The organism is Leucobacter fengyongliangi (assembly GCF_050971685.1).
GTDB lineage: Bacteria > Actinomycetota > Actinomycetes > Actinomycetales > Microbacteriaceae > Leucobacter.
The window spans coordinates 110068-134857 of sequence record NZ_JBPCEU010000007.1 but is presented as its reverse complement, the minus strand read 5'-3'; the positions used below and the strand labels follow the sequence as shown (position 1 = coordinate 134857).

At 60.9% G+C, this 24790-nt stretch carries 21 protein-coding genes; 18 read left to right on the top strand and 3 right to left on the bottom strand.

All coding sequences use genetic code 11. The features are described 5' to 3' along the window. The first annotated feature begins 3 nt into the window (after positions 1–3). On the top strand, positions 4–495 hold the full coding sequence (def, locus tag ACR0R4_RS07050; RefSeq protein ID WP_433646624.1) for a peptide deformylase: 492 nt from the start codon (positions 4–6) through the stop codon (positions 493–495). Positions 496–577: 82 nt separating this feature from the next. On the opposite strand, the gene ACR0R4_RS07045 is transcribed toward def, so the two are convergent. After that, complete coding sequence (locus tag ACR0R4_RS07045; protein ID WP_433646623.1) at positions 578–2410, bottom strand: AMP-dependent synthetase/ligase; 1833 nt, start codon at positions 2408–2410, stop codon at positions 578–580. 162 nt (positions 2411–2572) lie between these two features. Between ACR0R4_RS07045 and ACR0R4_RS07040 the strand changes: the two genes are divergently transcribed. Next, positions 2573–3262, top strand: a complete 690-nt coding sequence (locus ACR0R4_RS07040; protein ID WP_433646622.1) for a lysophospholipid acyltransferase family protein — start codon at positions 2573–2575, stop codon at positions 3260–3262. Between the two features lie 132 nt (positions 3263–3394). Next, on the top strand, positions 3395–4762 hold the full coding sequence (locus ACR0R4_RS07035) for a class II 3-deoxy-7-phosphoheptulonate synthase (RefSeq protein ID WP_433646621.1): 1368 nt from the start codon (positions 3395–3397) through the stop codon (positions 4760–4762). A 73-nt stretch (positions 4763–4835) separates the two neighbouring features. Here the strand turns inward: ACR0R4_RS07035 and pknB are convergent, their stop codons facing one another. Next, positions 4836–6767, bottom strand: a complete 1932-nt coding sequence (pknB, locus tag ACR0R4_RS07030; protein ID WP_433646620.1) for a Stk1 family PASTA domain-containing Ser/Thr kinase — start codon at positions 6765–6767, stop codon at positions 4836–4838. A gap of 102 nt (positions 6768–6869) precedes the next feature. On the opposite strand from pknB, the gene ACR0R4_RS07025 reads away from it, so the two are divergent. Beyond that, positions 6870–7217 (top strand): Rv2175c family DNA-binding protein, encoded by a 348-nt coding sequence (locus ACR0R4_RS07025; protein ID WP_433646619.1) that lies wholly within the window; start codon positions 6870–6872, stop codon positions 7215–7217. A gap of 52 nt (positions 7218–7269) precedes the next feature. On the opposite strand, the gene ACR0R4_RS07020 is transcribed toward ACR0R4_RS07025, so the two are convergent. Then, a complete protein-coding gene (locus ACR0R4_RS07020; protein WP_433646618.1) occupies positions 7270–8373 on the bottom strand; it encodes a polyprenyl synthetase family protein in 1104 nt (367 codons plus the stop codon). A 69-nt stretch (positions 8374–8442) separates the two neighbouring features. Between ACR0R4_RS07020 and ACR0R4_RS07015 the strand changes: the two genes are divergently transcribed. The 14 genes from ACR0R4_RS07015 to ftsZ all read left to right on the top strand — a co-directional run bounded on the left by ACR0R4_RS07015 (position 8443) and on the right by ftsZ (position 24772). Next, complete coding sequence (locus tag ACR0R4_RS07015; RefSeq protein WP_433646617.1) at positions 8443–8829, top strand: SCO2097 family morphological protein; 387 nt, start codon at positions 8443–8445, stop codon at positions 8827–8829. A gap of 212 nt (positions 8830–9041) precedes the next feature. After that, the gene (mraZ, locus tag ACR0R4_RS07010) at positions 9042–9473 is read left to right on the top strand and encodes a division/cell wall cluster transcriptional repressor MraZ (protein WP_433646616.1); all 432 of its coding nucleotides are present in this window, start codon (positions 9042–9044) and stop codon (positions 9471–9473) included. A gap of 101 nt (positions 9474–9574) precedes the next feature. Further along, positions 9575–10546 carry a 16S rRNA (cytosine(1402)-N(4))-methyltransferase RsmH gene (gene rsmH / locus ACR0R4_RS07005; RefSeq protein ID WP_433646615.1) on the top strand — a complete coding sequence of 324 codons (972 nt, stop codon included), beginning with the start codon at positions 9575–9577 and terminating at the stop codon, positions 10544–10546. After that, complete coding sequence (gene ftsL, locus ACR0R4_RS07000) at positions 10543–11157, top strand: cell division protein FtsL (protein ID WP_433646613.1); 615 nt, start codon at positions 10543–10545, stop codon at positions 11155–11157. Before rsmH ends, ftsL begins: the two co-directional genes overlap by 4 nt. Positions 11158–11191: 34 nt before the next feature. Continuing rightward, entirely contained in the window at positions 11192–12985 is a 1794-nt protein-coding gene (locus ACR0R4_RS06995) for a peptidoglycan D,D-transpeptidase FtsI family protein (protein WP_433646612.1), read from the top strand. A 169-nt stretch (positions 12986–13154) separates the two neighbouring features. Continuing rightward, positions 13155–14612, top strand: a complete 1458-nt coding sequence (locus ACR0R4_RS06990; RefSeq protein WP_433646611.1) for a Mur ligase family protein — start codon at positions 13155–13157, stop codon at positions 14610–14612. Further along, a complete protein-coding gene (locus tag ACR0R4_RS06985; protein ID WP_433646610.1) occupies positions 14609–16018 on the top strand; it encodes a UDP-N-acetylmuramoyl-tripeptide--D-alanyl-D-alanine ligase in 1410 nt (469 codons plus the stop codon). The genes ACR0R4_RS06990 and ACR0R4_RS06985 overlap by 4 nt, the downstream gene beginning before the upstream one ends. Next, entirely contained in the window at positions 16015–17097 is a 1083-nt protein-coding gene (gene mraY, locus ACR0R4_RS06980; protein ID WP_433646609.1) for a phospho-N-acetylmuramoyl-pentapeptide-transferase, read from the top strand. Before ACR0R4_RS06985 ends, mraY begins: the two co-directional genes overlap by 4 nt. After that, positions 17079–18620 carry a UDP-N-acetylmuramoyl-L-alanine--D-glutamate ligase gene (murD, locus tag ACR0R4_RS06975; protein WP_433646608.1) on the top strand — a complete coding sequence of 514 codons (1542 nt, stop codon included), beginning with the start codon at positions 17079–17081 and terminating at the stop codon, positions 18618–18620. The genes mraY and murD overlap by 19 nt, the downstream gene beginning before the upstream one ends. 85 nt (positions 18621–18705) lie before the next feature. Next, a complete protein-coding gene (ftsW, locus tag ACR0R4_RS06970) occupies positions 18706–19812 on the top strand; it encodes a putative lipid II flippase FtsW (RefSeq protein ID WP_433646607.1) in 1107 nt (368 codons plus the stop codon). Continuing rightward, complete coding sequence (locus ACR0R4_RS06965; protein WP_433646606.1) at positions 19809–20879, top strand: UDP-N-acetylglucosamine--N-acetylmuramyl-(pentapeptide) pyrophosphoryl-undecaprenol N-acetylglucosamine transferase; 1071 nt, start codon at positions 19809–19811, stop codon at positions 20877–20879. Before ftsW ends, ACR0R4_RS06965 begins: the two co-directional genes overlap by 4 nt. A 24-nt stretch (positions 20880–20903) precedes the next feature. Beyond that, positions 20904–22316 carry a UDP-N-acetylmuramate--L-alanine ligase gene (murC, locus tag ACR0R4_RS06960; RefSeq protein WP_433646605.1) on the top strand — a complete coding sequence of 471 codons (1413 nt, stop codon included), beginning with the start codon at positions 20904–20906 and terminating at the stop codon, positions 22314–22316. Between the two features lie 398 nt (positions 22317–22714). Then, a complete protein-coding gene (locus ACR0R4_RS06955; RefSeq protein ID WP_433646604.1) occupies positions 22715–23389 on the top strand; it encodes a cell division protein FtsQ/DivIB in 675 nt (224 codons plus the stop codon). A 192-nt stretch (positions 23390–23581) separates the two neighbouring features. Next, entirely contained in the window at positions 23582–24772 is a 1191-nt protein-coding gene (gene ftsZ, locus ACR0R4_RS06950) for a cell division protein FtsZ (protein ID WP_433646603.1), read from the top strand. The last annotated feature ends 18 nt before the right edge of the window (positions 24773–24790 follow it).

Genomic DNA, 24790 nt, shown 5'->3' with positions numbered 1-24790 from the left:
GTCGTGGCTGTTCGAGAGATTCGATTGTTCGGCGATCCCGTGTTGAATACGGTGTGTGAGCCCATCACGAGTATCGATGGTGGTGTGCGCGCGCTCGTCGAGGACCTTTGTGACACAGTCGCGTTCGACGGTCGGGCTGGTCTTGCCGCCACGCAGATCGGACGTACTCAGCGAGCCTTCAGTTTGCACCTTGAGGGCCGTGTCAGGTACATTCTCAACCCCGAGATCGTCGAACTCGCGGGTGAACCTGTCCCAACAGGAGAGGGCTGTCTCTCCGTGCCCGACCTGTGGTTCGAGGTGCCCAGGTACCCGAGAGCTACGGTACGGGGGATTGACCTTGACGGGGCTGAGGTGGTGATCGCGGGTGAAGGCCTCACGGCCCAGGCCCTTCAGCACGAATGTGACCATCTCGACGGGAAGCTCTACATCAGTCGACTCGACCGTGAGACTCGGGGAGAGGCGATGAGGAAGATACGCGACTCACGCTGGTTCTGAACCAAACTGTCGGTGACATGCAGAGAGACCCTCCCCAACTGATCAAGCTGGGGAGGGTCTCTCGGTGTGTGACGAGCCTTGTCTAGACGGCGGTATTGACCGCTTCCGTTTGGGGATTGTCTCCGTAGATCTTCGCGATCTCACCTGCGTAGTCGCGCAAGATGTTGTCTCGCTTGATACTCATTTTGGGAGTGAGGTGACCGCTCGCTTCGGTGAACTCGGTGGGCAAAATCACCCATTTGCGGATACTCTCGGCTCGCGACACGTACTTGTTGCCGTGATCGACAGCTCGCTGAATCTCGGCGACTACTGCTGGATGAGCGGCAGCCTCTTCGAGCGTCATTTCGGGGTTCAGGTCGTGATTCTTCAACCATGTGGGAAGCATTTCGGCATCGAGCGTGATCAGTGCTGAAATGAAAGGCTTTTGATCCCCAACTGCCACAATCTGACCGATGAGCGGAAACGACCGGATCGGATCCTCAAGCCCCGCAGGAGCAACGTTCTTCCCGCCAGCCGTCACGATGATCTCCTTCTTGCGTCCGGTGATCGTGAGGTACCCGTCAGAATCCAGTGACCCCAGATCGCCGGTTTTGAAGAACCCGTCTGCAGTGAAAACCGCTCGCGTGGCCTCAGGGTTTCGCCAATACTCCTTAAAGACGTCAATACCCTTAACCTCGACCTCGCCGTCTTCCGCAATACGCACAGTGTGGCCAGGGAGCGCGGGTCCAACGGTGCCGATCTTGAACTTATCGGGCAAGTTCACCGTCACGGGTGCGGTGGTTTCGGTCAGACCGTAGCCCTCGAGGATTTTGATTCCGAGGCTGTGGTAGAAGTGTCCGAGATAGTGGCTGAGAGGCGCCGAACCCGAGACGGCAAACTTCACTTGACCACCCATGGCTTCACGCAGCTTGGCGAAGACCAGCTTGTCGAAAAGCTTGAACTTCATCCCCAACACGAAGGGAACCTTCTCGCCGGCCATCACCAGCTCAGAATGTCGAACCGCCACCAGAGCTGCAGCGCGGAAGATCTTGCCCTTACCGCCTGCCTCTGCTTTCTGTTCCGCCGAGTTGTAGACCTTCTCGAACACGCGGGGTACAGCAAGCAGGAACGTCGGGCGGAAGCTTCCGAGCGAGGGGAGGAGCTTGGTGGTGTCAGGCTGATGCCCGACTCGCACCCCAGAATGCACGGCAAGAATAGAAATAAATCGGGCGAACACGTGTGCCAGCGTGACAAAGAGCAGTGTGGAGGCTCCTGGCTGGTTCACAACTTCTCCAAGAGCCGCCGCGGAGTTTCGAGACAGGTCTACGAAGTTTGCATGCGTAAGCACGCACCCCTTCGGTCGCCCGGTGGATCCCGAGGTGTAAATCAGTGTCGCAATATCGTCTGCATTCGCGATATTGCGGCGGCGTTCAATTTCTTCGTTCGGGATCTCGCGTCCGGATGAGATCAACTGGTCGATTGCGCCCTGGTCGAGTCGCCACTCCAGTTCAACTCCGGGAGCTTCCGCGCGAATCTCAGCAAGCCGCTCCGCGTGTTCCGCAGTCTCGGTGATGACACCACGGGCAGCAGAGTCTTCGAGGATCCAGTGAACTTGCAGCGCAGAAGAGGTCTCGTAGATCGGCACCATGACGGCTCCGGCGTAGAACAGCGCGAAGTCGATGAGGCTCCACTCGAACGACGTCTTACACATCAACCCAATGCGATCACCTGGTTGCACGCCTTCGGCAACCAGGCCTTTTGCCACCGCGACTACCCTGTCGCGAAACTGGAGAGCGGTCATGTCTCGCCACGTATCACCTTCAGGAGTCGCAAACAGCGCTCGGTCGGGTGTCGCGGCGACACGCTGCTCAAGCAGGTCTGTCACATTGTCGGTGGGAACGGATGGAACGAGAAGTGGAGTCTCGGACAGGTTCACGGCAGCTCCTTTGATACCCAGTACCAGATTCGATTGAAGACATCGCTCCGAGGCCGGTGATGTCTCTTTCACCCTATTGCATGTATCTCACTTGGGGCCCTCATACCCGTCGGGTATCTACAATTCGGCTAGTCTGGAGCCTGTCGAAGGGACGGCGTCGCAATGTTCTACTGGTTCTTCAAACACCTCATCTTTGGGCCGCTCTTGAAAACCTTCTATCGGCCGTGGGTAGAGGGCGCCGAAAACCTCCCCGAAACCGGTCCGGTGGTTATTGTGGGAAACCACCTGTCCGTCATTGATTCGTTCTTCATGCCACTCATGATTGATCGACGCGTGTACTTTCTGGCGAAAAGCGACTACTTCACGGGGAAGGGCCTCAAGGGGTGGATCGTGAAGAACTTCATGCTTGCAGTCGGGCAACTTCCGATAGACCGGTCTGGGGGCAAGGCTTCCGAAGCGTCCCTGAACACCGGTCTAGCCGTGCTCGAACGTGGCGAAGTCTTGGCAATTTATCCTGAGGGCACGCGGAGTCCAGACGGTCGGCTCTATCGTGGTCGCACCGGGGTGGCGCGACTCGTGCTTGAGTCCGGAGCGCTCGTCGTGCCGACGGTCATGATTGACACGGAAAAGGCGATGCCAATTGGTGCGAAGATCCCAAAGATCCGACGCATTGGCACGGTGATTGGTAAGCCGCTCGATTTTCGACGCTTCGAAGGTATGAGTGCCGATCGGTTCGTGTTGCGCAGCGTCACCGACGAAATTATGTTCGAGATACAACGGTTGAGTGATCAAGAATACGTAGATGTCTACGCGTCCAGCGTCCGCGGGGCGAAGAAGCCACTGACCGCGTAAACCCGGCACCTGGCAGCGCTCCACGAAGGTTCGCGCTGGGCGCACAGGAGCGCGCGCGGAGAACGGTAGGCTGGATCACGGCAGCGCGAATGCGCTGCGATCCACGAATGATCGAACGAGAGCAGGCACAGAGTGAGTCAGCGAACCGAGCCGAACGTACCGACGGACGTACTTTCGGAGCTCGACTCGTATCGCGCACTCGAGGCGAAGCAGCAGCCCACGTGGCCCGATACTGACGCGGTCCGCGCAGCCCAGGCAGAGCTTTCGGCTCAGCCCCCGCTCGTGTTTGCTGGCGAAGTGGATCGCCTCCGCGATCGGCTCGCCGCGGCAGCCCGGGGTGAGGCATTTCTGCTGCAGGGGGGCGACTGTGCCGAAACCTTTGACGGTGCGACCGCGGACAAGATTCGCGATCGCGTAAAGACCCTCCTGCAAATGGCGGTCGTGCTCACCTACGGTGCGTCAATGCCGGTCATCAAAGTGGGGCGTATGGCTGGCCAGTTCGCCAAGCCGCGCTCAAGTGACAACGAGACTCGCGATGGAGTGACGCTTCCGGCGTACCGGGGAGACCTGGTGAACGGGTACGATTTCACCCCTGAGTCGCGCGCAGCTGATCCCTCACGCCTGGTGCGCGGTTACCATGTCTCGGCCTCCACACTGAACCTCATCCGCGCGTTCACCCAGGGTGGGTTCGCAGATCTCCGTCAGGTGCACGCCTGGAACCAAGGATTCGTCTCAAACAGCGCCTACAATCGCTACGAATCGCTTGCTGCTGAGATTGATCGCGCGTTGCGGTTCATGGCCGCGTGTGGCGTTGATGATGCCGCCCTCACCCAGACTGAGTTCTATGTCAGTCATGAGGCGCTTCTGCTTGACTACGAACGACCACTCGCGCGGATCGACTCCCGGACGGGTCAGGCCTACGGAACCTCAGGCCACATGCTCTGGGTGGGTGAACGAACCCGAGACATCGACGGGGCGCACGTTGAGTTTCTCTCGAAGCTACGAAACCCCATTGGGGTGAAACTCGGGCCGACCGCCACGACCGACGACGCGTTGCGATTGCTCGATGCACTCGATCCTGAGCGTGAGCCGGGTCGCATCACCTTCATCACTCGCATGGGTGCGGAGAAGATTCGTGACACGCTTCCCGCGCTGCTCGCGGGGGTTCGAGATGCTGGCGCTCGGCCGTTGTGGGTCACCGATCCGATGCACGGCAACGGCATCACCACCTCAACCGGGTACAAGACCAGGAGATTCGAGGATGTGATGAACGAACTCCGTGGGTTCTTCGAGGCGCACCGCGAAGCAGGTACCTTCCCTGGTGGGATTCACGTGGAGCTCACCGGGGACGACGTGACCGAGTGCCTCGGTGGATCAGAAAACATTGATGAGCTTGGACTCGCGACGAGGTACGAGTCAGTGTGTGACCCCAGACTGAACCACTCTCAGTCGCTTGAGCTGGCCTACCAGGTTGCCGAAGAACTGAAGACAGCCCGATAGGGCTGACTGTCTCGCTTCATCCCCGGGGATCCCACAGGGCGTCCCGGGGATGCTGCGTCTGTGCCGTTTGGCACTAGATGTACCGCAACGCCACTTCGGTGCCAGCCTTCCGCATTTCCCCAGCAGCGGGGGAGGTGCTTTTTACCTCGAACAGCGCCCCCGCGGGGCCCTCGGGCACGATGCCGGTGGACACAGCAAACCCTGCCGCACGGAGTGTCTGAGCAGCTTCGTTGACGTTCAGCCCTGACACGTCGGGAATGGCGAAAAGTTGTGGCCCGCGCGAGAGATTGAGCGCAACAGAGTCACCCACTCGCACGGGATCAGTGAACACCAGCACACCGATCGCTTGTCCCTCAGGGATCGTCTCATCGTACGCATCGGTGTTCAATGTCGGGTCGAGAATCAAGCCCACAGCCTCGAGTGCCGTCGCCGCGGCGTCCTCACTCATCCCAGTGACCACTGGAATCGCGCCAGCTGACACGATCAGATCGACTCGACCACGCTCTGGGTAGGTTGGGCCGAGTCCCTCGCCTACTTCGTTGAGTGCCACAATCACGGTGTCTGCAGAGCCACCATCGAATCTCTGCTCGAGTACCGCGCCAAAGGTGAACCCCGCACCTTCGATGGCCGCGATCGCATCGTCAGTGGAAAGGCCCACAAGTGTCGGAACCGCCAGCAGTTCGGGCCCAGTGGAACGGCACAGCTGCACCTCGGAGCCCCGGTTTACCCGAGTGCCCGCTGCTGGCTCGGTGCTCGCGGCAAGGCCCGGCTCTACCTCGAGACTCGAACATTCGGTCACCGTGACCACCAAGGCGAGCTCTTCAAGCGTGAGCTGAGCGGACGCGAGCTCGACACCGGCCACCTCAGGAATGGACACCTGCGAACCAGGACCCTGGCCCCACCACCAGCCGGCGAGGCCCGCTAGCGAGAGGAACACGACAACGGTTAGCGCTATCCAACGACCCCGACGGGTTCGTCTCGACCCCGTTGCACGCGCTCGGGAGACCGAATCGGTCTCGGTGGCTGAGTGCTTGGTGGCGGCAGCTTGTACCAGGCCGCCAGATACCAGACTGCGTTGCTCGAGATCGGTCAGTATGGTCGTTGAGGGGGTGACAGATTCACCACTGAATCCTGCGGCGGGAAACACGCGAGTTGCGCCGAGTGTCGCCCCACTCCGGATGTGTCGAAGCTGCTCAAGCGCTTCCGAAGCATCTCGGGGCCGAGCATCGGGTTCGCGACTGCAACACCAGCGAACCAGTTCATCAATGTCGGCGCCCAAGTCGGGTACTAGCGAAGAAGGAGCAGGAACCTCCGAGTGCGCATGTTGATAGGCAATTTGCATGGGCTGCTCACCCTGAAACGGTTGTTGGCCGGTGAGCATTTCAAACAGCATGATGCCGAAGGCGTACAGGTCGCTGCGGGCGTCAGCGATCCCGCGGGTCACTAGCTCGGGGGAGAGATACGCGATGGTGCCCAACAGTGCCTGGCCGGTCGCGGTGTTTGCACTCACCGCACGGGCCAGGCCAAAATCGCCAATCTTGATGCGCCCATCATCGGCAAGGAGGACATTTTCCGGTTTGAGGTCGCGGTGCACGATACCTGCGGAGTGCGCCGCGGCGAGTCCCGCGAGAACAGCCTCGCCGATCTCGAAGGCTTGGTCGGTCGTGAGTCGCTTCTGCTGCTTCAGGAGCTCACGGAGGGTGATGCCGGGCAGATACTCCATCACCAAATATGGAACGCCGCGATCCACGCCCTGATCAAAAACGTTCACCACGTTCGGGTGACCGAGACCCGCGGCGCTGCGCGCCTCTTGCTCGAATCGCCGAGTGAAACTCTCATCCTCTGCGAGGTGCGGATGCATGATTTTGATGGCGACACGGCGCTCGAGCCGTATGTCATTGCCGAGATAGACCATTGCCATTCCGCCCCGAGCGATCCGAGATCGGACGACATAGCGCTCATCGAGCGTGTGCCCGATGAGCGGGTCGGTGGGGGCGGAGTTCACGCGCCGATTCTATGGAACGAAACGTCTACTGGGCCTGCAGCGCGCCGGGGTGGCACCTGATTCGGCTGCCATTAGCGCAACTCTGTGCTTTAGACTGGGACGGTGGCCGAAAGTATCCCGTCAGACACCGTAACCGTGACCATTCCCGAATTAGTGAAGCGCTGGGGCACCACCCCGGGGAAGCTTCGCCGGTTGATCGAAGAGGGCTACCTCGCCGCCATTCGAATCGACGGGGTCTTACGCATTCCTGCCGAGTTCATTCAGGATGACGAACCGCTCCATTCCCTTCGCGGAACCCTGCTCGTGCTGCGAGATGCTGGCTTCACGAATGACCAGGCGGTGACGTGGTTGCTTGCTGAGAACGAGGAACTTGGGGAACGGCCGGTAGCTGCGTTGATCGACGGAAGAAAGTCCGCGGTGCGACGGGCAACTCAGTCTCTCGCCTTCTAGATCCCTCGAGGAAACAGGAAATTCCTGATTCGGGCGATCGCGCGACCCGAGATCAGAAGTCTCGTTTGCTCACGCGTTGCGCGAGAGCGGACAGCTGCGCGCGCGCTTCTGGCCGCAGCGGAGAAACGGCGAGTGCGCTAGTTGCGCGTTCGAGGTTACGTGCGATCATCTGTTCGACTTGCTCGACGGCTCCCGTGCCTCGAATCGTGCGCTGCAGCATCTCGATTTGTTCGGCGTCAAGGTGAGGGTCGCCGATCAGTTCGTCAAATACCCGCTGTTGCGTGACGGGAAGAGAGCTGCGCGCGATAGTGACAAGAATGGTGCGCTTGCCCTCCGCGAGATCATCGCCAGCTGGTTTGCCAGTTACCTCCTGGTCGCCGAACACGCCTAGGAGGTCGTCTCGAAGCTGAAACGCCACGCCGACCGGAAGCCCGAAATCGGCGAGGGCCTGCTCCTGCTCTGCGCTGGCACCGGCGAGCGCTGCGCCGATGAGAAGTGGCGCCTCGACGCTGTATTTCGCGGACTTGTAGACCAACACCCGGGTGGATCTTGCCAGTTGCTCTTGTTCGGGCGCAAATGACGGGATCTGTTCCTCAAGGACGTCGAGATACTGGCCAATAGCGACTTCGCTCCGCATGCGGTTGAAGTGGCCACGTGCCGTCGCCGCACACCCCCGCTCAGGTGCGGCATCGCAGGCACGCTGAAGCTGTTCATCGGCCCAAGACTGCAGCAAGTCGCCAAGCAGTATCGCGCTGGAGAGGCCAAAGTGCTCGGCCGAGCCACGCCACCCGTTTGACTGGTGGATCGCGGCAAAATGCTTGTGAACCGCAGGCCGACCGCGCCTCGTGTCGGAACGGTCAATCACGTCGTCGTGGATCAAAGCTGCTGCGTGGAAGAACTCAAGCGCGCACGCGACATCGAGCATCTGATCGAGTTCAGGGCCTGGATCGCCAGAGAGATCAAGAGGAGCCACTGACCGGTAGCCGAGGGTTGCGAACTGGGCTCGGAGTCGCTTTCCGCCTGAGAGATGGGCGTATACCTCATCAAGCACGGGAGTGGAATCACCGCCCAGAGGCGTTAGGTCTTCGCGATGCCCAGAGATGACATCGCTGATGCGCTCCTGAACAAGGCCTGCGAGTCGTGTTGTTTCATCCACGTGGCCTAGCCTAGTCCGGCCGAAGGGGCGTAGAATGAGTTCACGTTTATCTGGATATGGGAGGCGGTCATGGGACTGTCAGAACACGAGCAGCAATTGCTTGATGAGATGGAGCGTCGTCTCTATCAGAGCGAGGCTGACGTGGTGCAGACGGCCCAGGGGGCGCACACCCAGTTCAACTTGCGTTCTTTGGTGCTCGGAATTGTCCTGGGTCTAGTCGGAATCGGGGTGCTCGTTGGCGGTGTCGCTGCGCAGCAGCTTTGGCTTGGTGTGATTGGCTTCGCGGTGATGCTGAGCGGTGCTCTGCTGGCGTTCTCGAAGCGCGAGCCTGTTACCTCTCCGAATGCATCGGCAGCCACTTCTGGCGGTTCTGGTTCGCCAGCATCGGCGGAGCGAGAGTCATTCTCTGATCGCATGCAGAGGCGATGGGACGAACGCATGGAGGGTGAGCGCTAGAGCGGTTTCGCGCAGAGTTTCGAGACGAGGCGGTGGATTTTCCACCGCCTCTTTTTTTTTGTGTCCTCGTGCGCTCTCAAGCTGCAACCTGGTGGAGAAATAACGAAGAGAATCCGTAAAAAAAAGATAAGAGTGGAGGAAAGTGGAGTAGAGTGGAACTAGCTGGAGCGCGTGGGCGAACCCAGTCGGTGTGATCACAGGGAGGAGAGTGCATGTTCCTCGGCACGTTCTCTCCCAAGCTTGACGACAAGGGTCGGCTGATCCTCCCCGCAAAGTTTCGCGACGAGCTCGCCGAAGGCATGGTGGTCACCCGTGGCCAAGAGCACTGCCTCTATGTCTTCAGTGAGAGTGAGTTTGCGGCGATGCACGAACGTATCCGCGAGGCTCCGATCACTTCCAAGCAGGGCCGCGACTATCTTCGTGTCTTCCTGTCTGGCGCTCACGCCGAGACGCCCGACAAGCAGCACCGTGTCACCATTCCTGCGGCCCTTCGTGCATACGCGGGTCTCGAGAGGGATCTCGCAGTGATCGGAGCCGGGAGCCGGGCCGAGATCTGGGATGCCGAAGCATGGCAGACCTACCTCAGTGTTCAGGAAACTGCCTTCTCTGAGATCGAAGAGGAGGTGATTCCGGGCATGTTCTAGTTCCAGTACCCGCGGTTTCTCGTCTACCACCCTGTCGCACTTCCCCGGTGACAGGTGGGCTGACGGGGAACCGGGGGTACTGGCAGAGCCCGACTGTACATATGGACACATCAGAAATTGATCCGAGCCAGTTGCACACGCCGGTGTTGCTTGAGCGTTGCCTGGAACTCCTTGCTCCAGCAGCTGGGCGACAGGGTGCGGTAGTTGTTGATGCGACTCTCGGCATGGGGGGTCACAGCGCCGCGCTGCTTGAGGCTCACCCAGGTCTCACCGTGATCGGGCTTGACCGCGACCTGCAGGCTCTGCGCCTCGCCGGTGAGCGGCTCGCAAGTTTTGGAACACGAGCGCTGCGTGTGCATGCTGTCTACGACGACATCGTCAGTGCGGTTCGGCGCTCGGGTTTCCGCTCGATTGACGGAGTGCTCTTTGACCTGGGGGTCTCCTCGCTTCAGCTTGACGATGCCGATCGAGGCTTTGCCTACTCGCAAGACGCGCCGCTAGACATGCGCATGAATCAGGCGGAGGGTGAGACCGCGGCCGAGGTGCTTGCCGTCGCACCCGAGGGTCGGCTCCGCGCGATTTTTGAACGCTACGGTGAAGAGCCGCTGGCAGCTCGGTACGCAAGAGCCATCGTCGCAGCGCGCGCGGACGCGCCCATTGAACGGAGCGGACAGCTCGTTGACATTCTGCAGCGTGCGACTCCGGCGGCGTTGCGCGATCAGCGCCACCCGGCAAAGCGAGTGTTTCAGGCGTTGCGGGTAGAGGTCAACGGTGAGTTGCGTGCGCTCGAGCACGCGATCCCGGCGGCGATGGATCTGCTCTCCGTCGGGGGGCGCATTGTGGTGATGTCTTACCAATCACTCGAAGACAGGTTCGTGAAGCGTGAACTCGCGAAGCGCAGCAAATCCACTGCGCCCGCGGGATTGCCCATCGAGCTTCCGGAACACCGGCCAGAATTCAAACTCCTGACACGCGGTGCGGAGCTTGCGAGTGATGAGGAACGCGAACGAAATTCACGGGCGATTCCCGTGCGGCTGCGAGCTGCAGAGCGCCTTCGGGTGGTGACACAGTGAGTGGAAACACCGTTCCCATCGAACTCGATATTGATCTTCTCAGATCGTTCACGCCAGAAGTTCCCTCCGATCCTCGGCTCGATCCGTCATGGAGGCACCTCCGCCCGGCGGAGACTCGTGCACCGCGTGCCCGAATGCGCCGCCTCAGTCCGCTCTGGGGGGCGCTGACGGCCGTCGGGATTGTGCTGGGTATCTTTGCCACTCAACTGGGCCTCAGCATCGCAGTCTCGCAGGGAGCCTACGAGGCGCGTGCGCTCGAGCTCGAGCAACGGGATTTGCAGCGAGTCGAGCGGGTGCTGAGTCAGAATGTGAACAAACTTGCCTCCCCACAGAATCTCGCGGACAACGCTGCCGCGCTGGGCATGGTGCAGAATTCGAACCCCGCGACGATTCGTCTCAGTGACAACGTCGTGCTTGGTGACCTAACTCAACGCACAACCCAGGTGCAGGCGAACCGAGTTCCCAACGCTACCCTGGAGAATTTGCCGGTTGTGGATGCAGATGGCCTTCTCGTGTCTCGGGATTTCGGACAGGCCGCTGCGGCTGTCGAGGCATTGAGCGGAGCGCCGGTAGTTTGGGAAGGTAACCTCCCTTCACCAGACACACGCTAAGGCGAGACGCCCGGAACCGGAGCAAGGAGTCACGATGGCGAAGTTTCGACCGAGGGTCGGAAGACGCTTTCTCGCGATGCTGCTGGTGATCGTCGGAGCTAGCGTGTTCACCGTCCGATTGATTGAATTACAGGTGGTTTCGGCCGCTGCGCTCACTGAAGAAGCGGCAAGCAAACGAGCCGTTCCTGTGGTGATCCCGAGCCTGAGGGGCGACATTGTCGATCGCAACGGAGAGATTCTCGCGACGACCGACGAGCGCTACGACGCACAGCTTTCGCCAAAGAACGCGCGCTTAAACGGCGGGAAATTCTATCGGATCGCCGATGACGAAGGATTCGCAACGGTGAGCGTCACAGCGGAGGAGGCGTTCGCCGAAATTGCCGAAGTGACCGGACAAACTGCTGACGAGATCGGCGCCATCGTGGACGACGCACTCGCGGCGGATCCAAAATCTGACTTTGCGTACCTGAAACGCTCAATCGACCTCACCACTCTGAACCAACTCAAGGCGCTGCAGATTCCCTGGCTGACATTTGAGAGTCACCACGCACGCGTCTACCCGAACGGTGCTGTGGGAGGAAACATTATTGGATTTTCCGGGTTCGAAGACGTGCCTCAGGCCGGCGTTGAGGTGTCGCACGACGCGTGTCTCGCGGGGGTGAACGGTGAGGAGAGCTACGAGCGCGGTGCCGACGGGGTGGCGCTCCCCGGGAGTGTGGTCGTGCGTCAGGAGGCCATTAACGGCGGAACGGTGCAGCTCACCATAGATCGGGATCTGCAGTGGGAGACGCAACAGATCGTCAATGATCAGGTACAGAAGGTCGCCGCCGAGTGGGGCATGCTTACCGTTATCGATGTGCAGACTGGTGAGATTGTTGCGGTCGCTGAGGATGGCTCAGTTGATCCGAATGACGTAGACGCCTCTGACCCGACCAAACGTGAGGCACGTTCGTTTGTCTCCCCGTACGAGCCCGGATCCACATTTAAGATGATCACCGCCGCGGCCCTCGTGGATCAGGGAGTCGCCGTCCCCGACTCGCTGCTGCAGGTGCCCGACACCTGGGAACCCGAACCAAACGTGCGTTTTAGGGACTCTTCCACCCACGGCGTGATGCCGATGACACTCACCGGAGCGCTCGTGTATTCCTCCAACGTCGGGATCTCGATGTTCGGGAGTCGACTCACCGAGCAGACCCGTTACGAGTATCTCCGCGCGTTTGGAATTGGTGAGTCGACCCAGGCAGGACTTCCACTCGAGGACTCCGGTCTTCTGTACAGCCCAGAGAATTGGGACCGTCAGACCAGCTACAACACGATGTTCGGTCAAGGCGTGTCGGCAACTATCGTGCAGACAGCAAGCGCCTACCAGGCTATTGCAAACGATGGGGTCCGCGTGCCTCCCAGCGTGGTGGCGACCTGCACGGAGGCAGATGGCACCGTGACCGATATGGTTCACGGAGATCCAGTGCAAGTGGTCTCGCCCGAAGCCGCGGCGACTACCCTGCACATGCTGGAAGCTGTGGTGCAAGAAAGCTGGATCACTCCGATTGTCTCGATTCCTGGGTATCGAATCGGTGGAAAGACTGGCACAGCTGAGCAGACCGACGGTCAGGGTGGGTACCGGTCGGACTTCGTGCACAGCTTCGTTGGCGTATTTCCAGTCGAAGACCCGCAGTTTGTCATAGCCGCCTCCATCGCATTTCCGAAGGCTGGCGAAGGCAGCGTTGCGGCCCTTACCTCCTTCCACGATGCGGCGGAGGCGACGATACGCACCTTCCAGATTCCACCGTCGACGGGAAGCTACGTCCCGCTAGACACGGGAAGCTAAGCCGCGGTCTCGGTAGGATCGTACAGTGAAGAGTAGCGAACGAGGCACCGCGGATAGCGGGTTCAGCATGAGACCGCAGCGGCCGATCCGCACGTCGATTTCCGAACTCGCTCGGCGGTTTGATCTCACAGTGCGAGATTTCCTTGCGGGGGATGCAAAGACTGTTCTGGTGACTGGCGTGACCCTTGATTCACGAGATGTTCGCCCCGGAGACCTGTACGTCGCCCTCGCGGGTGCCCGTGCACACGGCGCAGAATTCGCGGGCCAAGCGGTCTCTCGTGGAGCGGCCGCAGTGCTCACCGACGAAATCGGAGCGAGCCGACTAGATGGCGAAAGTTTCGGTGCTGGCGCAACTGTGCCGGTGCCGGTGCTTGTCTCGCCGAGCGATCTCCGATCGCGGCTTGGTCAGATTTCGTCCGTTGTGTATGGCACAGACGACCTAGACGCGCGAGTCTTTGGTGTCACAGGGACCAACGGAAAGACCAGTGTGGTCTATTTCCTGGCGGAACTCTCGCGGGCCGCCGGACTCACGGTGGGGCTCAGCTCAACCGCGGAGCGCCGCATCGGAGATACCGTGATGTCAAGCTCGCTGACGAGTCCCGAGGCAACGGAGCTCCATGGCCTCCTTGCGCGTATGCGAGAGGACGGTGCCGATTCCATCGCGCTCGAGGTGTCGGCTCACGCGGTCGAACGGCATCGCATCGATGGGGTGAAATTTGATGTGGTGGCCTTCAACAACTTTTCACAGGATCACCTGGATGATTTTGGCGATATGGAAAGCTATTTTGCAGCGAAGCTCGCGCTCTTCGCGCCCGAACACGCGGTACGTGGCGTTGTCGTCGTCGATTCCACGCACGGTCGCAGGGTGGCGCGGGAATCCCGAATTCCGGTCACGACGCTCGCGACAGAATACGGGAGCCAGGCGGACTGGCACCTTGCCGTCACGCGGCAGGATCTTGAGGGAGTCTCATTCGTGTTGCAGGGCCCTAGTGGCGCTCATTTCACTGGGCGGGTGCCGCTCTTCGGTCGATTCATGGCCGAGAATGCTGCGCTCGCGCTGATCATGCTCCACGAGACCGGGGTGCCGCTCTCGCGCGTGTCGGCTGGGCTCGACCACGGCAAGATCCCCGTGTATATCCCCGGCCGACTCGAGGCGATGAATCCCGGGAACTCCGGACCGCGCTTCTTTGTCGACTACGGCCACACCCCGGGCAGCTTTCAAGCGATGCTCGATGCGTTGGGCGAGGTTGCTCCGGGTCGCATCATCTTCATGTTTGGTGCTGACGGAGATCGCGATACGACCAAACGTGAAGAAATGGGACGGATTGCAGCTGCGGGCAGCGACGTGGTGATCGTCTGTGACTACCACCCGAGAACTGAAGACCCGGCGGCGATTCGCGCACAACTGATTGCAGGTGCCCGGTCCGCACGGCGAGCCGAGATTCACGAGGAGGGTGACCCTCGCGCTGCGGTCCGGCTCGCCATTTCGCTTGCTGAACCAGGTGACGTTATTCTGTATGCCGGTCCCGGGCACGAGGACTATCAGGAAGTCGCCGGACAGCACCTGCCGTACTCGGCGCGCGACGAGGTACGCGGAGCGCTCCGCGAGGCAGGATACCTGCAGTGATTGCAATGACTCTGGCGGATATCGCTCATACGGTCGAAGGTCGGCTCGTTCCCGGCACAGCCGGATCCGACGGGACTCTGGCGGTCTCTGGCGACGCGCAGACGGACTCTCGCGAAATTCAGCCGGGTCAGATTTTCTTTGCCCGCCGTGGCGAGGAGACAGACGGTCATCTGTTCGTCGAAGCAGCGCTCGATCGGGGCGCTTCCGCCCTGGTCGTTGAGCGAGAACTTGCTTGTCGGGCACCTCAGATAGTTGTCGACGATTCAACCCTGGCTCTCGGTCGGCTTGCGACAGAGGTGGTGCGCCGAGTGCGAGACGCCGGTCAGCTGACGATCGTCGGGATCACCGGCTCAAACGGTAAGACCACGACGAAAAATCTCGTTGCAGCGATGGCTGCGAGGATCGGACCGACGGTCGCCTCGGAGAAATCGTTCAATAACGAGGTCGGTGGGCCGCTCACCATGCTTCGAGTGCGCAGGGATACACACACCCTCGTTGCAGAAATGGGCGCGAGCGCCGAGGGTGAGATTTCGCGGCTCACCGCCATGGCTCCGCCTCATATTGGCGTGGTGCTCTCAGTCGGGCTTGCGCACGCAGGCGAGTTCGGGGGGATCGAAGCCACCTTCCGCACGAAGAGCGAGATGGTGCGCGATCTCCCGAGTGACGCGGTCGCGGTGCTTAATCGTGACGATCCCAGGGTGGCACTCATGGCTGATCTCACCCGGGCACGGGTGCGCTTTTTTGGTCAGCACCCGGATGCCAGTGTGCGGGCGGATGGGGTGGAGGGATCCGCCGCTGGAACAACCTTCACGCTTACCGTCGATGGGCAGTCCGCACCGGTCAATTTTCGGGTTCTTGGCGAGCACCACGTCGCGAATGCTCTCGCAGCCGCCGCGGTCGGAGCAGAACTCGGATTGCCGCTCGCAGACATCGTGGCATCGCTTGAAACAGCCGAGCTCGCTGCGCCGGGCCGTATGCAGGTGCTCGGAGGTCGGGATCAGATCACCATCATCAATGATGCCTACAACGCGAGTCCTGACTCGATGAGTGCGGCGCTCAAGACACTGGCGCAGATCTCCCGATCGGGCTCCAGAACCGTCGCGGTGTTGGGTGCGATGAGCGAACTCGGGGAGTTCTCGGGTGAAGAACACGACCGCATTGGTTTACAGGTCGTCAGGTTGGGAATTAGCGAGCTCGTGGTTGTCGGGCCCGAAGCGCGCAGACTGCACATCACCGCGATCAATGAGGGTTCCTGGGATGGCGAGAGCGTGTTCTTTGACACTCAGGATGACGCATACGCTTATCTCCTGGAAACACTGCAACCGGGTGATACCGTTCTGGTGAAGTCGTCAAATGCCGCTGGTCTCCAGTCGTTAGGTGATCGACTCGGAGAGGCGTACGCATGATCGCTCTGCTCATCGCCGGTGCGCTGTCGATGCTCTACTCGCTTCTCCTCACCCCGCTGTTTATTCGGGGTTTTCAGAAGCTGCGGTGGGGCCAGTTCATTCGCGAGGATGGCCCGCAGTCGCACTTCGCAAAGCGCGGCACGCCAACAATGGGCGGCTTGATCTTTATTTCCGGCTCGGTTTTCGCCTACTTCATCGCAAAGCTACTCGCGGGCGAGTCTCCGACGCCCTCAGCTCTCCTGGTGATTTTGATGACCGTTGGCCTGGGGCTCGTCGGATTCATTGACGATTATCTCAAGACACGGAAGCAGCAGTCGCTTGGCTTGGGTGGATGGTCGAAGATCGCTGGCCAGGTCGCAATTGCTGTGTTGTTTGGCGTTCTCTCACTGCAGTTCGCAAACGCATCCGGTCTGACACCTGCATCCACCCACATTTCACTGTTTCGTGACCTACCCTTCGACTTCATGTCGCTGGGTGCTGTCGCCGGACTCATCCTCTTCCTGATCTGGATCGTGGTCATCGTCACGGCCGCCTCGAATTCGGTCAACGTCACCGATGGTCTTGACGGACTGGCCGGCGGGGCGTCGATTCTTGCTCTCGGCGCCTACACGGTGATCGGTTTTTGGCAGTTCAGTCAGCAGTGCGCGCGCGGACTCGAGCCCGGGTGTTATGAGGTGCGCGATCCACTCGATCTTGCAGTAATCGCCGCCGCGTTGGTGGGCGGATTAGTGGGCTTCGTCTGGTGGAACACCAACCCGGCACATATCTACATGGGCGACACTGGTTCGCTGGGCCTCGGCGGTGCAATCGCCGCGCTCGCAATCCTCACGAGAACTGAGCTCCTGCTCGTCGTCATCGGTGGCCTCTTCGTCATCGAATCGGGATCGGTCATCCTGCAGCGGATCTACTTCAAGGTCACCAAGGGCAAACGAATATTCCGGATGAGCCCCATTCACCACCACTTTGAACTCAAGGGGTGGGCAGAGACCACTGTCGTCGTGCGGTTCTGGATTATCGCAGGGGTGTTCGTGCTCAGTGGAATTGGCGCGATATATGCGGAGTGGACGGTAGCACAGTGACCCTCGCTGCTCGTGACCGGGTGCTCGCTCTCACCAGCTGGCACCACGATTGGTCTGGGCTCCGAGTCGCAGTGCTCGGACTTGGTGTCACCGGCTTCTCAGTCGCAGACACGCTGTGCGAGCTGGGCGCTCGCGTGAGGGTGATTTTTGGTGGGGTGGATCCCGACCGCGAGCAGCTCCTGAAGGTCATCGGAGCAGAGCAAGCGCAGAGTCTGAGCGATGCGGTGCAGCTGGAGTCGCTGCGGGAATTTGATCCAGAACTCGTCGTGGTCTCGCCCGGATACCGTCCTGACCACCCCCTGACCGTCTGGGCCGAACAGCGTGGAACCGTGGTGTGGGGTGACATCGAACTCGGATGGCGGCTGCGAGACAAAACCGACCGAATCGCAGACTGGCTCTGCGTCACGGGAACGAATGGAAAGACCACGACCACGCAACTGACCGCTCACATGCTCCGTGCGGGCGGTCTCCGTGCAGCGCCGGTCGGCAACATCGGCGTGCCGATTCTCGACGCACTCCGGGACCCGCAGGGGTACGATGCGCTGGTGGTCGAACTGTCGAGCTTTCAACTGCACCGGCTGGGCGAGATTTCACCATACGCGAGTGTCTGCCTGAACATCGCCGATGACCATCTCGACTGGCACGGAGGCTCCCGATCGTATCGTCAAGCAAAGGCCAAGGTATACGAGCACACGCAGGTGGCGTGCGTCTACAACCGTGCCGACCCGGCGACAGAGCAGATGGTCGAAGAGGCAGACGTCATCGAAGGTGCCCGTGCAATCAGTTTTGGACTTGATGCCCCTCCAGCCAGCGGCTTTGGCGTGGTTGAGGGCATCCTGGTGGATCGCGGTTTCCATGCGGCGCGGCACAACGAGGCATTTGAACTCGTGACCCTCGACGAACTCGCCGAGCGTTCACTCCAGGCACCCCACCTGGTGCAGGATATTTTGGCAGCCTCCGCGCTTGCGCGAAGTCGCGGGGTCGAACCATCTGAGGTCGCGCAAGCGATCCTCAGCTTCCAACCAGACCCACACCGTGCGCAGCGCTTAGGCATATTCAACGGTGTCATTTGGATTGACGATTCGAAGGCAACCAACGCGCACGCCGCGGATGCCTCATTGCGCGCGCTGGAGAGCGTGGTGTGGGTGGTCGGCGGCCTTCTCAAGGGGGGGGATCTTTCTGACCTGGTGCGTGACAATGCGCACCGTCTGCGTGGTGTGGTTGTGATCGGCTCGGACCGCACCGCGGTGCTGGAAGCCCTTCTGCGACACGCACCAGAGGTGCCACGCATTGAGGTCGTGCCGGGAGAGACTGAAGAGACAATGACGCTAGCGGTTGCTGCAGCGGCGTCGCTCGCGAAGGCGGGTGACACCGTGGTACTCTCTCCAGCTGCGGCTTCAATGGATCAGTTCTCAGATTATGCAGATCGTGGCCGACGTTTCCAAGCGGCGGTTCGTGTTCTTGGCGGAGGTGACGCGGGTGACGACGACACATCAGCCGAGGGCCGGGGCAGCAAGCAATGACGAACCCGGCGGACCACGTGGCTCCGGCTTCTCTCGCATTAGGCTCGGCGGTGAACTGAGGTCACTGTCAGATGCGACGATAGTGATGATCTACGCGATCACTTCACTGCTCGTGGGCATTGGTCTGATCATGGTGTTGTCATCCTCCTCGATCACCTCTTACCTTGACGAGCAGGGATTCTTCGGAGGTTTCTGGCGTCAGGCGACGTATGCCGTTATCGGCATTCCTCTGATGTTGATCGCCGCGGCATTTCCGATTCGATTCTGGAAGAAGTGGGCATGGGTGCTTCTCAGTTTTGGCCTCATGCTGCAGATGTTGGTATTCACGCCACTCGGCATTGAGGTGTACGGCAACCGAAACTGGATTCAGGTTGGTTCGATTGGCGGCCAGCCCTCCGAGATGCTGAAGCTCGCGCTCATCGTGTGGATCGGCGCTATCTTGCTGAGGAAAGAGCCATTGCTCGGCCAGCCCAAACACGAGCTCATCCCCATCATCTTTCCCGGCGCGCTCATCGCACTCGGGTTGGTGCTGCTGGGGAGGGACCTGGGTACCACTCTGGTGATGGGTGTCACCGTTCTGGGGGCGATGTACTTCGGGGGAGTGAGCTGGAAGACCCTGGGTGTCACCACGTTGGGAGCAGTCGCGCTCGCCGCGCTTTTCGTCGTGACGAGCCCGAACCGGATGAACCGACTGTTTGGTCACGTCACGGGCAATGAAGACTACAGCGGACTCGGCTGGCAACCGCTCCATGGCCTGTGGGCGCTCGCCGGTGGCGGAGTCTTCGGCGTCGGGCTCGGGGGGTCGAAAGCCAAGTGGTCGTGGCTGCCCGCCGCCGACAACGACTACATCTTCGCGATCATTGGCGAGGAACTGGGGCTTGTCGGCGCGCTTCTCGTGATCGTGCTGTTCGTCGCGCTCGCCGCGGTTATGCTTCGGGTGATCGCCCGGGCCCGTGATCGCTTCGGGCGCGCGGTCGTGGGGGGGATTCTCGTGTGGATTGTCGGGCAGGCGTTCATCAACATCGGAGTCGTGATCGGCGTGTTTCCGGTGCTGGGAGTGCCTCTTCCGCTCATAAGTTCGGGAGGCACCGCGCTTATCGCCTGCCTGCTCGCGATGGGAGTGGTGGTATCCATCGCTCGTGATGGTTCCGCCTACCAGGCCGAGCTCGCGGCGCAAGGTGCGCACTCATGACCCGTTACCTGCTCGCGGGCGGCGGGACCGCCGGCCACGTGAATCCGTTGCTTGCGCTCGCCGACCATATCGCTCGGGTGGATCCCGATTCCAGCATTGTGGCACTGGGAACTCGGGAGGGCCTCGAAGCGCGGCTCGTTCCCGAACGCGGATACGAACTCGTGTGGATCGACCGGGTACCCTTCCCTCGGAGACCCGACATGCAGGCCCTCCGTTTTCCCTCTCGCTTCCGCCGAGCGGTCTCGAAAGTCCGCCGGCTGATCCAAGATCGCCGCATCGACATCGTGGTGGGGTTTGGTGGCTATGTCTCTACTCCGGCGTATGTCGCGGCGCACCGTGAGGGGATCCCCATGGTGATTCACGAAGCCAACGCGAAACCCGGCCTGGCTAATCGGCTCGGTGCTCGTTACGCCGCGCGTGTCGGAGTGACGTTTCCGGATACGCCCATTCGCGGTGCCCAAGTCACGGGGATGCCACTTCGGCCCGAGATCGCTCGACTTGATCGTGCGCTGCTTCGTGCACAAGCCAGGGAGCACTTTGGCCTGGATCCGCACAAGCCAACCCTGCTGGTGACTGGAGGCTCGCTCGGCGCGAGGGCGCTGAATCGAGGCATCGCAGGATCGGCGGAGGCGATCGTCGATTCTGGTGCTCAAGCCTTGCACGTCTGGGGCGGATTGACTGAACTCGAAGACCCTGAGGTGCCGGGGTATACGGTCATTCGCTATTGCGACCGGATGGACCTGGCGTTCGCCGCGTGTGACCTCGCCGTCTCGCGGGCAGGATCAACGACGGTGAGCGAGCTCGCAGGTCTTGGGATTCCGGCCGTTCTGGTGCCCTACGGCACGGGCAACGGCGAGCAGAGGTTCAACGCACGTGCCACGGTGCGAGCTGGTGGCGCGCTGCTCGTGAATGACGCTGATCTTACCCCTGAATGGATTCATCAATCGCTGCTGCCGCTGCTGGGTGACGCGCGGCGTCTCGCCAACATGGGTCAAAAGGCGCGGTCGTCGGGCGCCCTCGATGGTACCGAGCGGCTCTATGAACTGGTGCAAGAGGCGGTAGTCTAGGGTGTTCGCGTCAAAGGAGGACCCATGATTTATCCCGACCTCACCGTGAAGATTCCGGAGCACCTGGGTCGCGTCCACTTCGTTGGTATTGGTGGGTCGGGCATGAGCGGCATTGCGCGCATGATGCACCAAGCAGGCGTGCGCGTCACCGGGAGTGACCGCAGCGCGAACTACAGCACACGTGCGTTGCAGGAGCTCGGGATCACCGTGGCCATCGGGCACGACGAGAAGAACGTCAGAGACGCCGATACCCTGGTAGTCACCGGTGCACTCTGGCAAGACAACCCAGAATATCAATTCGCGCTCGCACACGGCCTTCCCGTGCTGCATCGCTCTCAGGCGCTCGCCTGGCTGGCGCGGGGCCGACGAGCTGTATCGGTGGCGGGCGCTCACGGAAAAACCACGTCGACCGGAATGGTTGTCACCGGGCTACAGGGCCTGGGAATCGATCCCTCGTTCGTGAATGGCGGCATCATTGAGTCGCTCGGAGTGAGCTCAGGCGCGGGAAGCGATGACCTCTTCGTGATCGAGGCTGACGAGTCTGACAAGTCATTTCTGCTGTATGACACTCGGGTTGCGCTCATCACCAACGTGGATCCCGAACACCTCGATTTCTACGGCTCCCGCGAGGCGTTTATGCAGGCGTTCGTCGATTTCGCGCACGGGGCGAGTGAACTTGTGGTGATCTCGGCCGATGATCCGGGTGCACAAGAAGTACGCGCAGCACTCCATTCCGCCGTCCCGATCCGCACCTTCGGAGAACATCCGGATGCCGACGTTCGACTGGTGTCGATCAACGACTCCGGGCCAGTGAGCTTCGTAGCGGAGGTCGACGGAACGCAGTGCGAGGCGCAATTGCGGGTCTTTGGCCGACACAATGCGATGAACGCGCTGGGCGCGCTCGCGACGCTCACGGGGCTTGGCTACGATGCTGCCGCGGCCCTTGCCGCCATCGCGCAGTTCGGCGGCACGAAGCGTCGCTTTGAGTTCCATGCAGAGGTGGGGGGAGTGCGTGTGTATGACGACTACGCTCACCACCCGACCGAGGTCGCTGCCCTGCTCGATTCCGCGCGCGCCGTCGTGGGGGATGGGCGACTCATCGCGATCCACCAGCCACATCTATACAGCCGGACACAACTGTTTCATCGGGAGTTTGCGGAGGCGCTTGAGCGCGGGGCCGATTACACGGTGGTTCTCTCCGTGGACGGGGCCCGGGAGGACCCTGTTGACGGGGTTACCGGTGCGCTCGTTTCTGACGACTTCGTGAAATCCGACCGGGTGATCTACGTCGATGAGTGGCAACGCGCGGCCGAGCATCTCGCCGAAATAGCACGCCCCGGCGATGTGATGATTACGATGAGCTGTGGCACGGTGTACCAGATCATTCCGCAGGTTGTCGCCGCTCTGCGCGACCGGTTCGAGCCTGAGGTTCAGTGAAGCGCCCCGGTGGTTTTGACCGGGGAGACGCACCACGGTTCGATGAAGCTGCGCGATCGGTGCCGAGCGCAGCGAGAGAGCCGAGTCAACCAAGCGATCGAAGCAACACCGGCACACCGAGCGAACAGGGCACAGCCCCAATTGATGCACTGACGGAACCGTTAGAACCGGTCCGCGCTGAACCCGTGCGCGCTGAACCCGTGCGCGCTGAAGTGGGGCCACCCAACGAGCCAGATGTGCAGGCCGTGCCGTCTGCATGGAATCCGCTGCGGCGGTTTTCAGTGGATTCTTCAGAGGCGACTGAGGACCCCGTTCGAGCCGCGGGTCGGCGGTTGCGCAGCGCGGAGCGATCTCGCAGGGCGCGCGAGCGGAGAGACCAGCGCCGATTCACTGTGCACGTGCGAAGACGTAGACGTGTCTGGGTGATCGCCGGATCCGCTGTTGTCGCACTCGCGTTGTTTGTAGCCGTTGGGGTGTTTACGCCGATCATGGCGGTACAGGAAGTGCAGGTCGTTGGTACTTCGCGTATCGATGCAGGCGAACTTGCGGGAGCCCTCGGCAGGTTCGAGGGCGTTCCGCTAGCTTTGGTAAATGAGCAGGATGTGCATCGTGCACTTGAGCCATTTCCGTTGATTCAGCGATACGCGATCGAGCGAATCCCACCGCACACGCTCATTGTGCGTATCGAGGAGCGCGACCCAGTCCTTGCCCTGGAACGCGAGGGTCAATTCGTTCTCGTCGATCCTGCAGGCGTACTGGTCGCGACATCCGCGGAGCGACCAGAGGGAGTGCCCGTTGGGTCTGGGACGGTCATTGATACCGCGTCACCGGCCTTCGCCGCAGCAGCCAAAGTTGTGCGCGACATGTCGCCGGACTTGCGTGTGCAGCTCGCTGCGGTGACGGCATCCAGCGGGCAAGACATCGAGTTCACGCTCACGAGTGGAACGCGCGTTATCTGGGGCGATGATGCCAATACGCAGCGCAAGGCAGCAGTGCTACGTGCGATGCTCGCGTCGATCGGTACAGTCTCGATGATTGATGTGGCCTCACCTGAGTCACCGGTATTCCGCTAACCCGGATTTCGTTGAGCTCTTCCGACCTGCTTGCTGCTCGATTCGGGCTACTTTCGTGAGAAAGTCGGCCGCCTCTCGGAGTGTCGGCCGACTTTCCCGCTCTCAAGAACATAGCTTGGGGTTCGTAAACGTATACCCGAATACTAACTTTCACCTTCAGGTAGAGGTTGAGAGTTGAGGGGAAGGACCCACGTGTCATCGAACCAGAACTACCTCGCAGTGATCAAGGTTGTCGGCGTCGGCGGAGGCGGGGTCAATGCGGTAAATCGCATGATCGAGCTCGGGCTGCGCGGAGTCGAATTCATTGCAGTCAATACCGACGCGCAAGCGCTTTTGCTGACTGACGCTGATGTCAAACTCGATATTGGTCGTGAGCTGACCCGCGGTTTGGGCGCAGGTGCAGACCCTGAGGTCGGGCGACGCGCCGCTGAGGATCATTCCGACGAGATCGAAGAGGCTCTGACTGGAGCCGACATGGTCTTCGTGACCGCGGGTGAAGGCGGCGGTACCGGCACCGGAGCGGCTCCCATCGTGGCTCGCATCGCGCGTTCAGTCGGCGCACTCACAATTGGCGTGGTGACTCGCCCGTTCAGTTTTGAGGGCAAGCGGCGTGCGGCACAGGCAGATGCAGGAGTCCACGCACTGCGCGAGGCTGTCGACACGCTTATTGTCGTGCCGAACGACCGACTCCTTGAGATCAGCGAACCTGGGATTAGCATGATCGAGGCCTTTGCCGCCGCCGATCAGGTTTTGCTCGCGGGTGTGCAGGGGATCACCGATCTCATCACAACGCCGGGCCTCATCAACGTTGACTTTGCAGACGTAAAATCAGTGATGCAGGGTGCGGGATCCGCACTCATGGGTATTGGTTCGGCGCGTGGCGCAGATCGCGCAATCAAGGCGGCGGAGTTGGCGGTCGCGTCTCCGCTGCTCGAAGCATCAATTGAGGGCGCACACGGTGTGCTGCTGTCCATTCAGGGCTCGTCGAACTTGGCGCTTAGCGAGATCACTGAGGCATCTCAGCTTGTACATGATGTCGTGCATCCTGAGGCAAACATCATCTTTGGCACCGTCATCGATGACACGCTCGGCGATGAGGTTCGTGTCACGGTGATCGCCGCTGGATTCGACACCGAACCGGGAAGCGAAGGGAATCGTCCAGAACGTGGACGCCGGGCGAACCGCGTTGAGACGATCGAGAACCTCGCACCTGCGGCCGTCGGCATCTCTGCCAACGGCTTTGGATCGGGTGCGAGCCAGTCCGACTCTTCGCCGCTTGAGTTCGGAGATGCCATCAGCAACCCTCCGGTGGAGGAACACCTTTCAGACCCCGCCTTCGACGGCGAGGATCTCGATCTCGATATCCCCGAGTTCCTGCGGTAATACGGGCGTGACGGACGA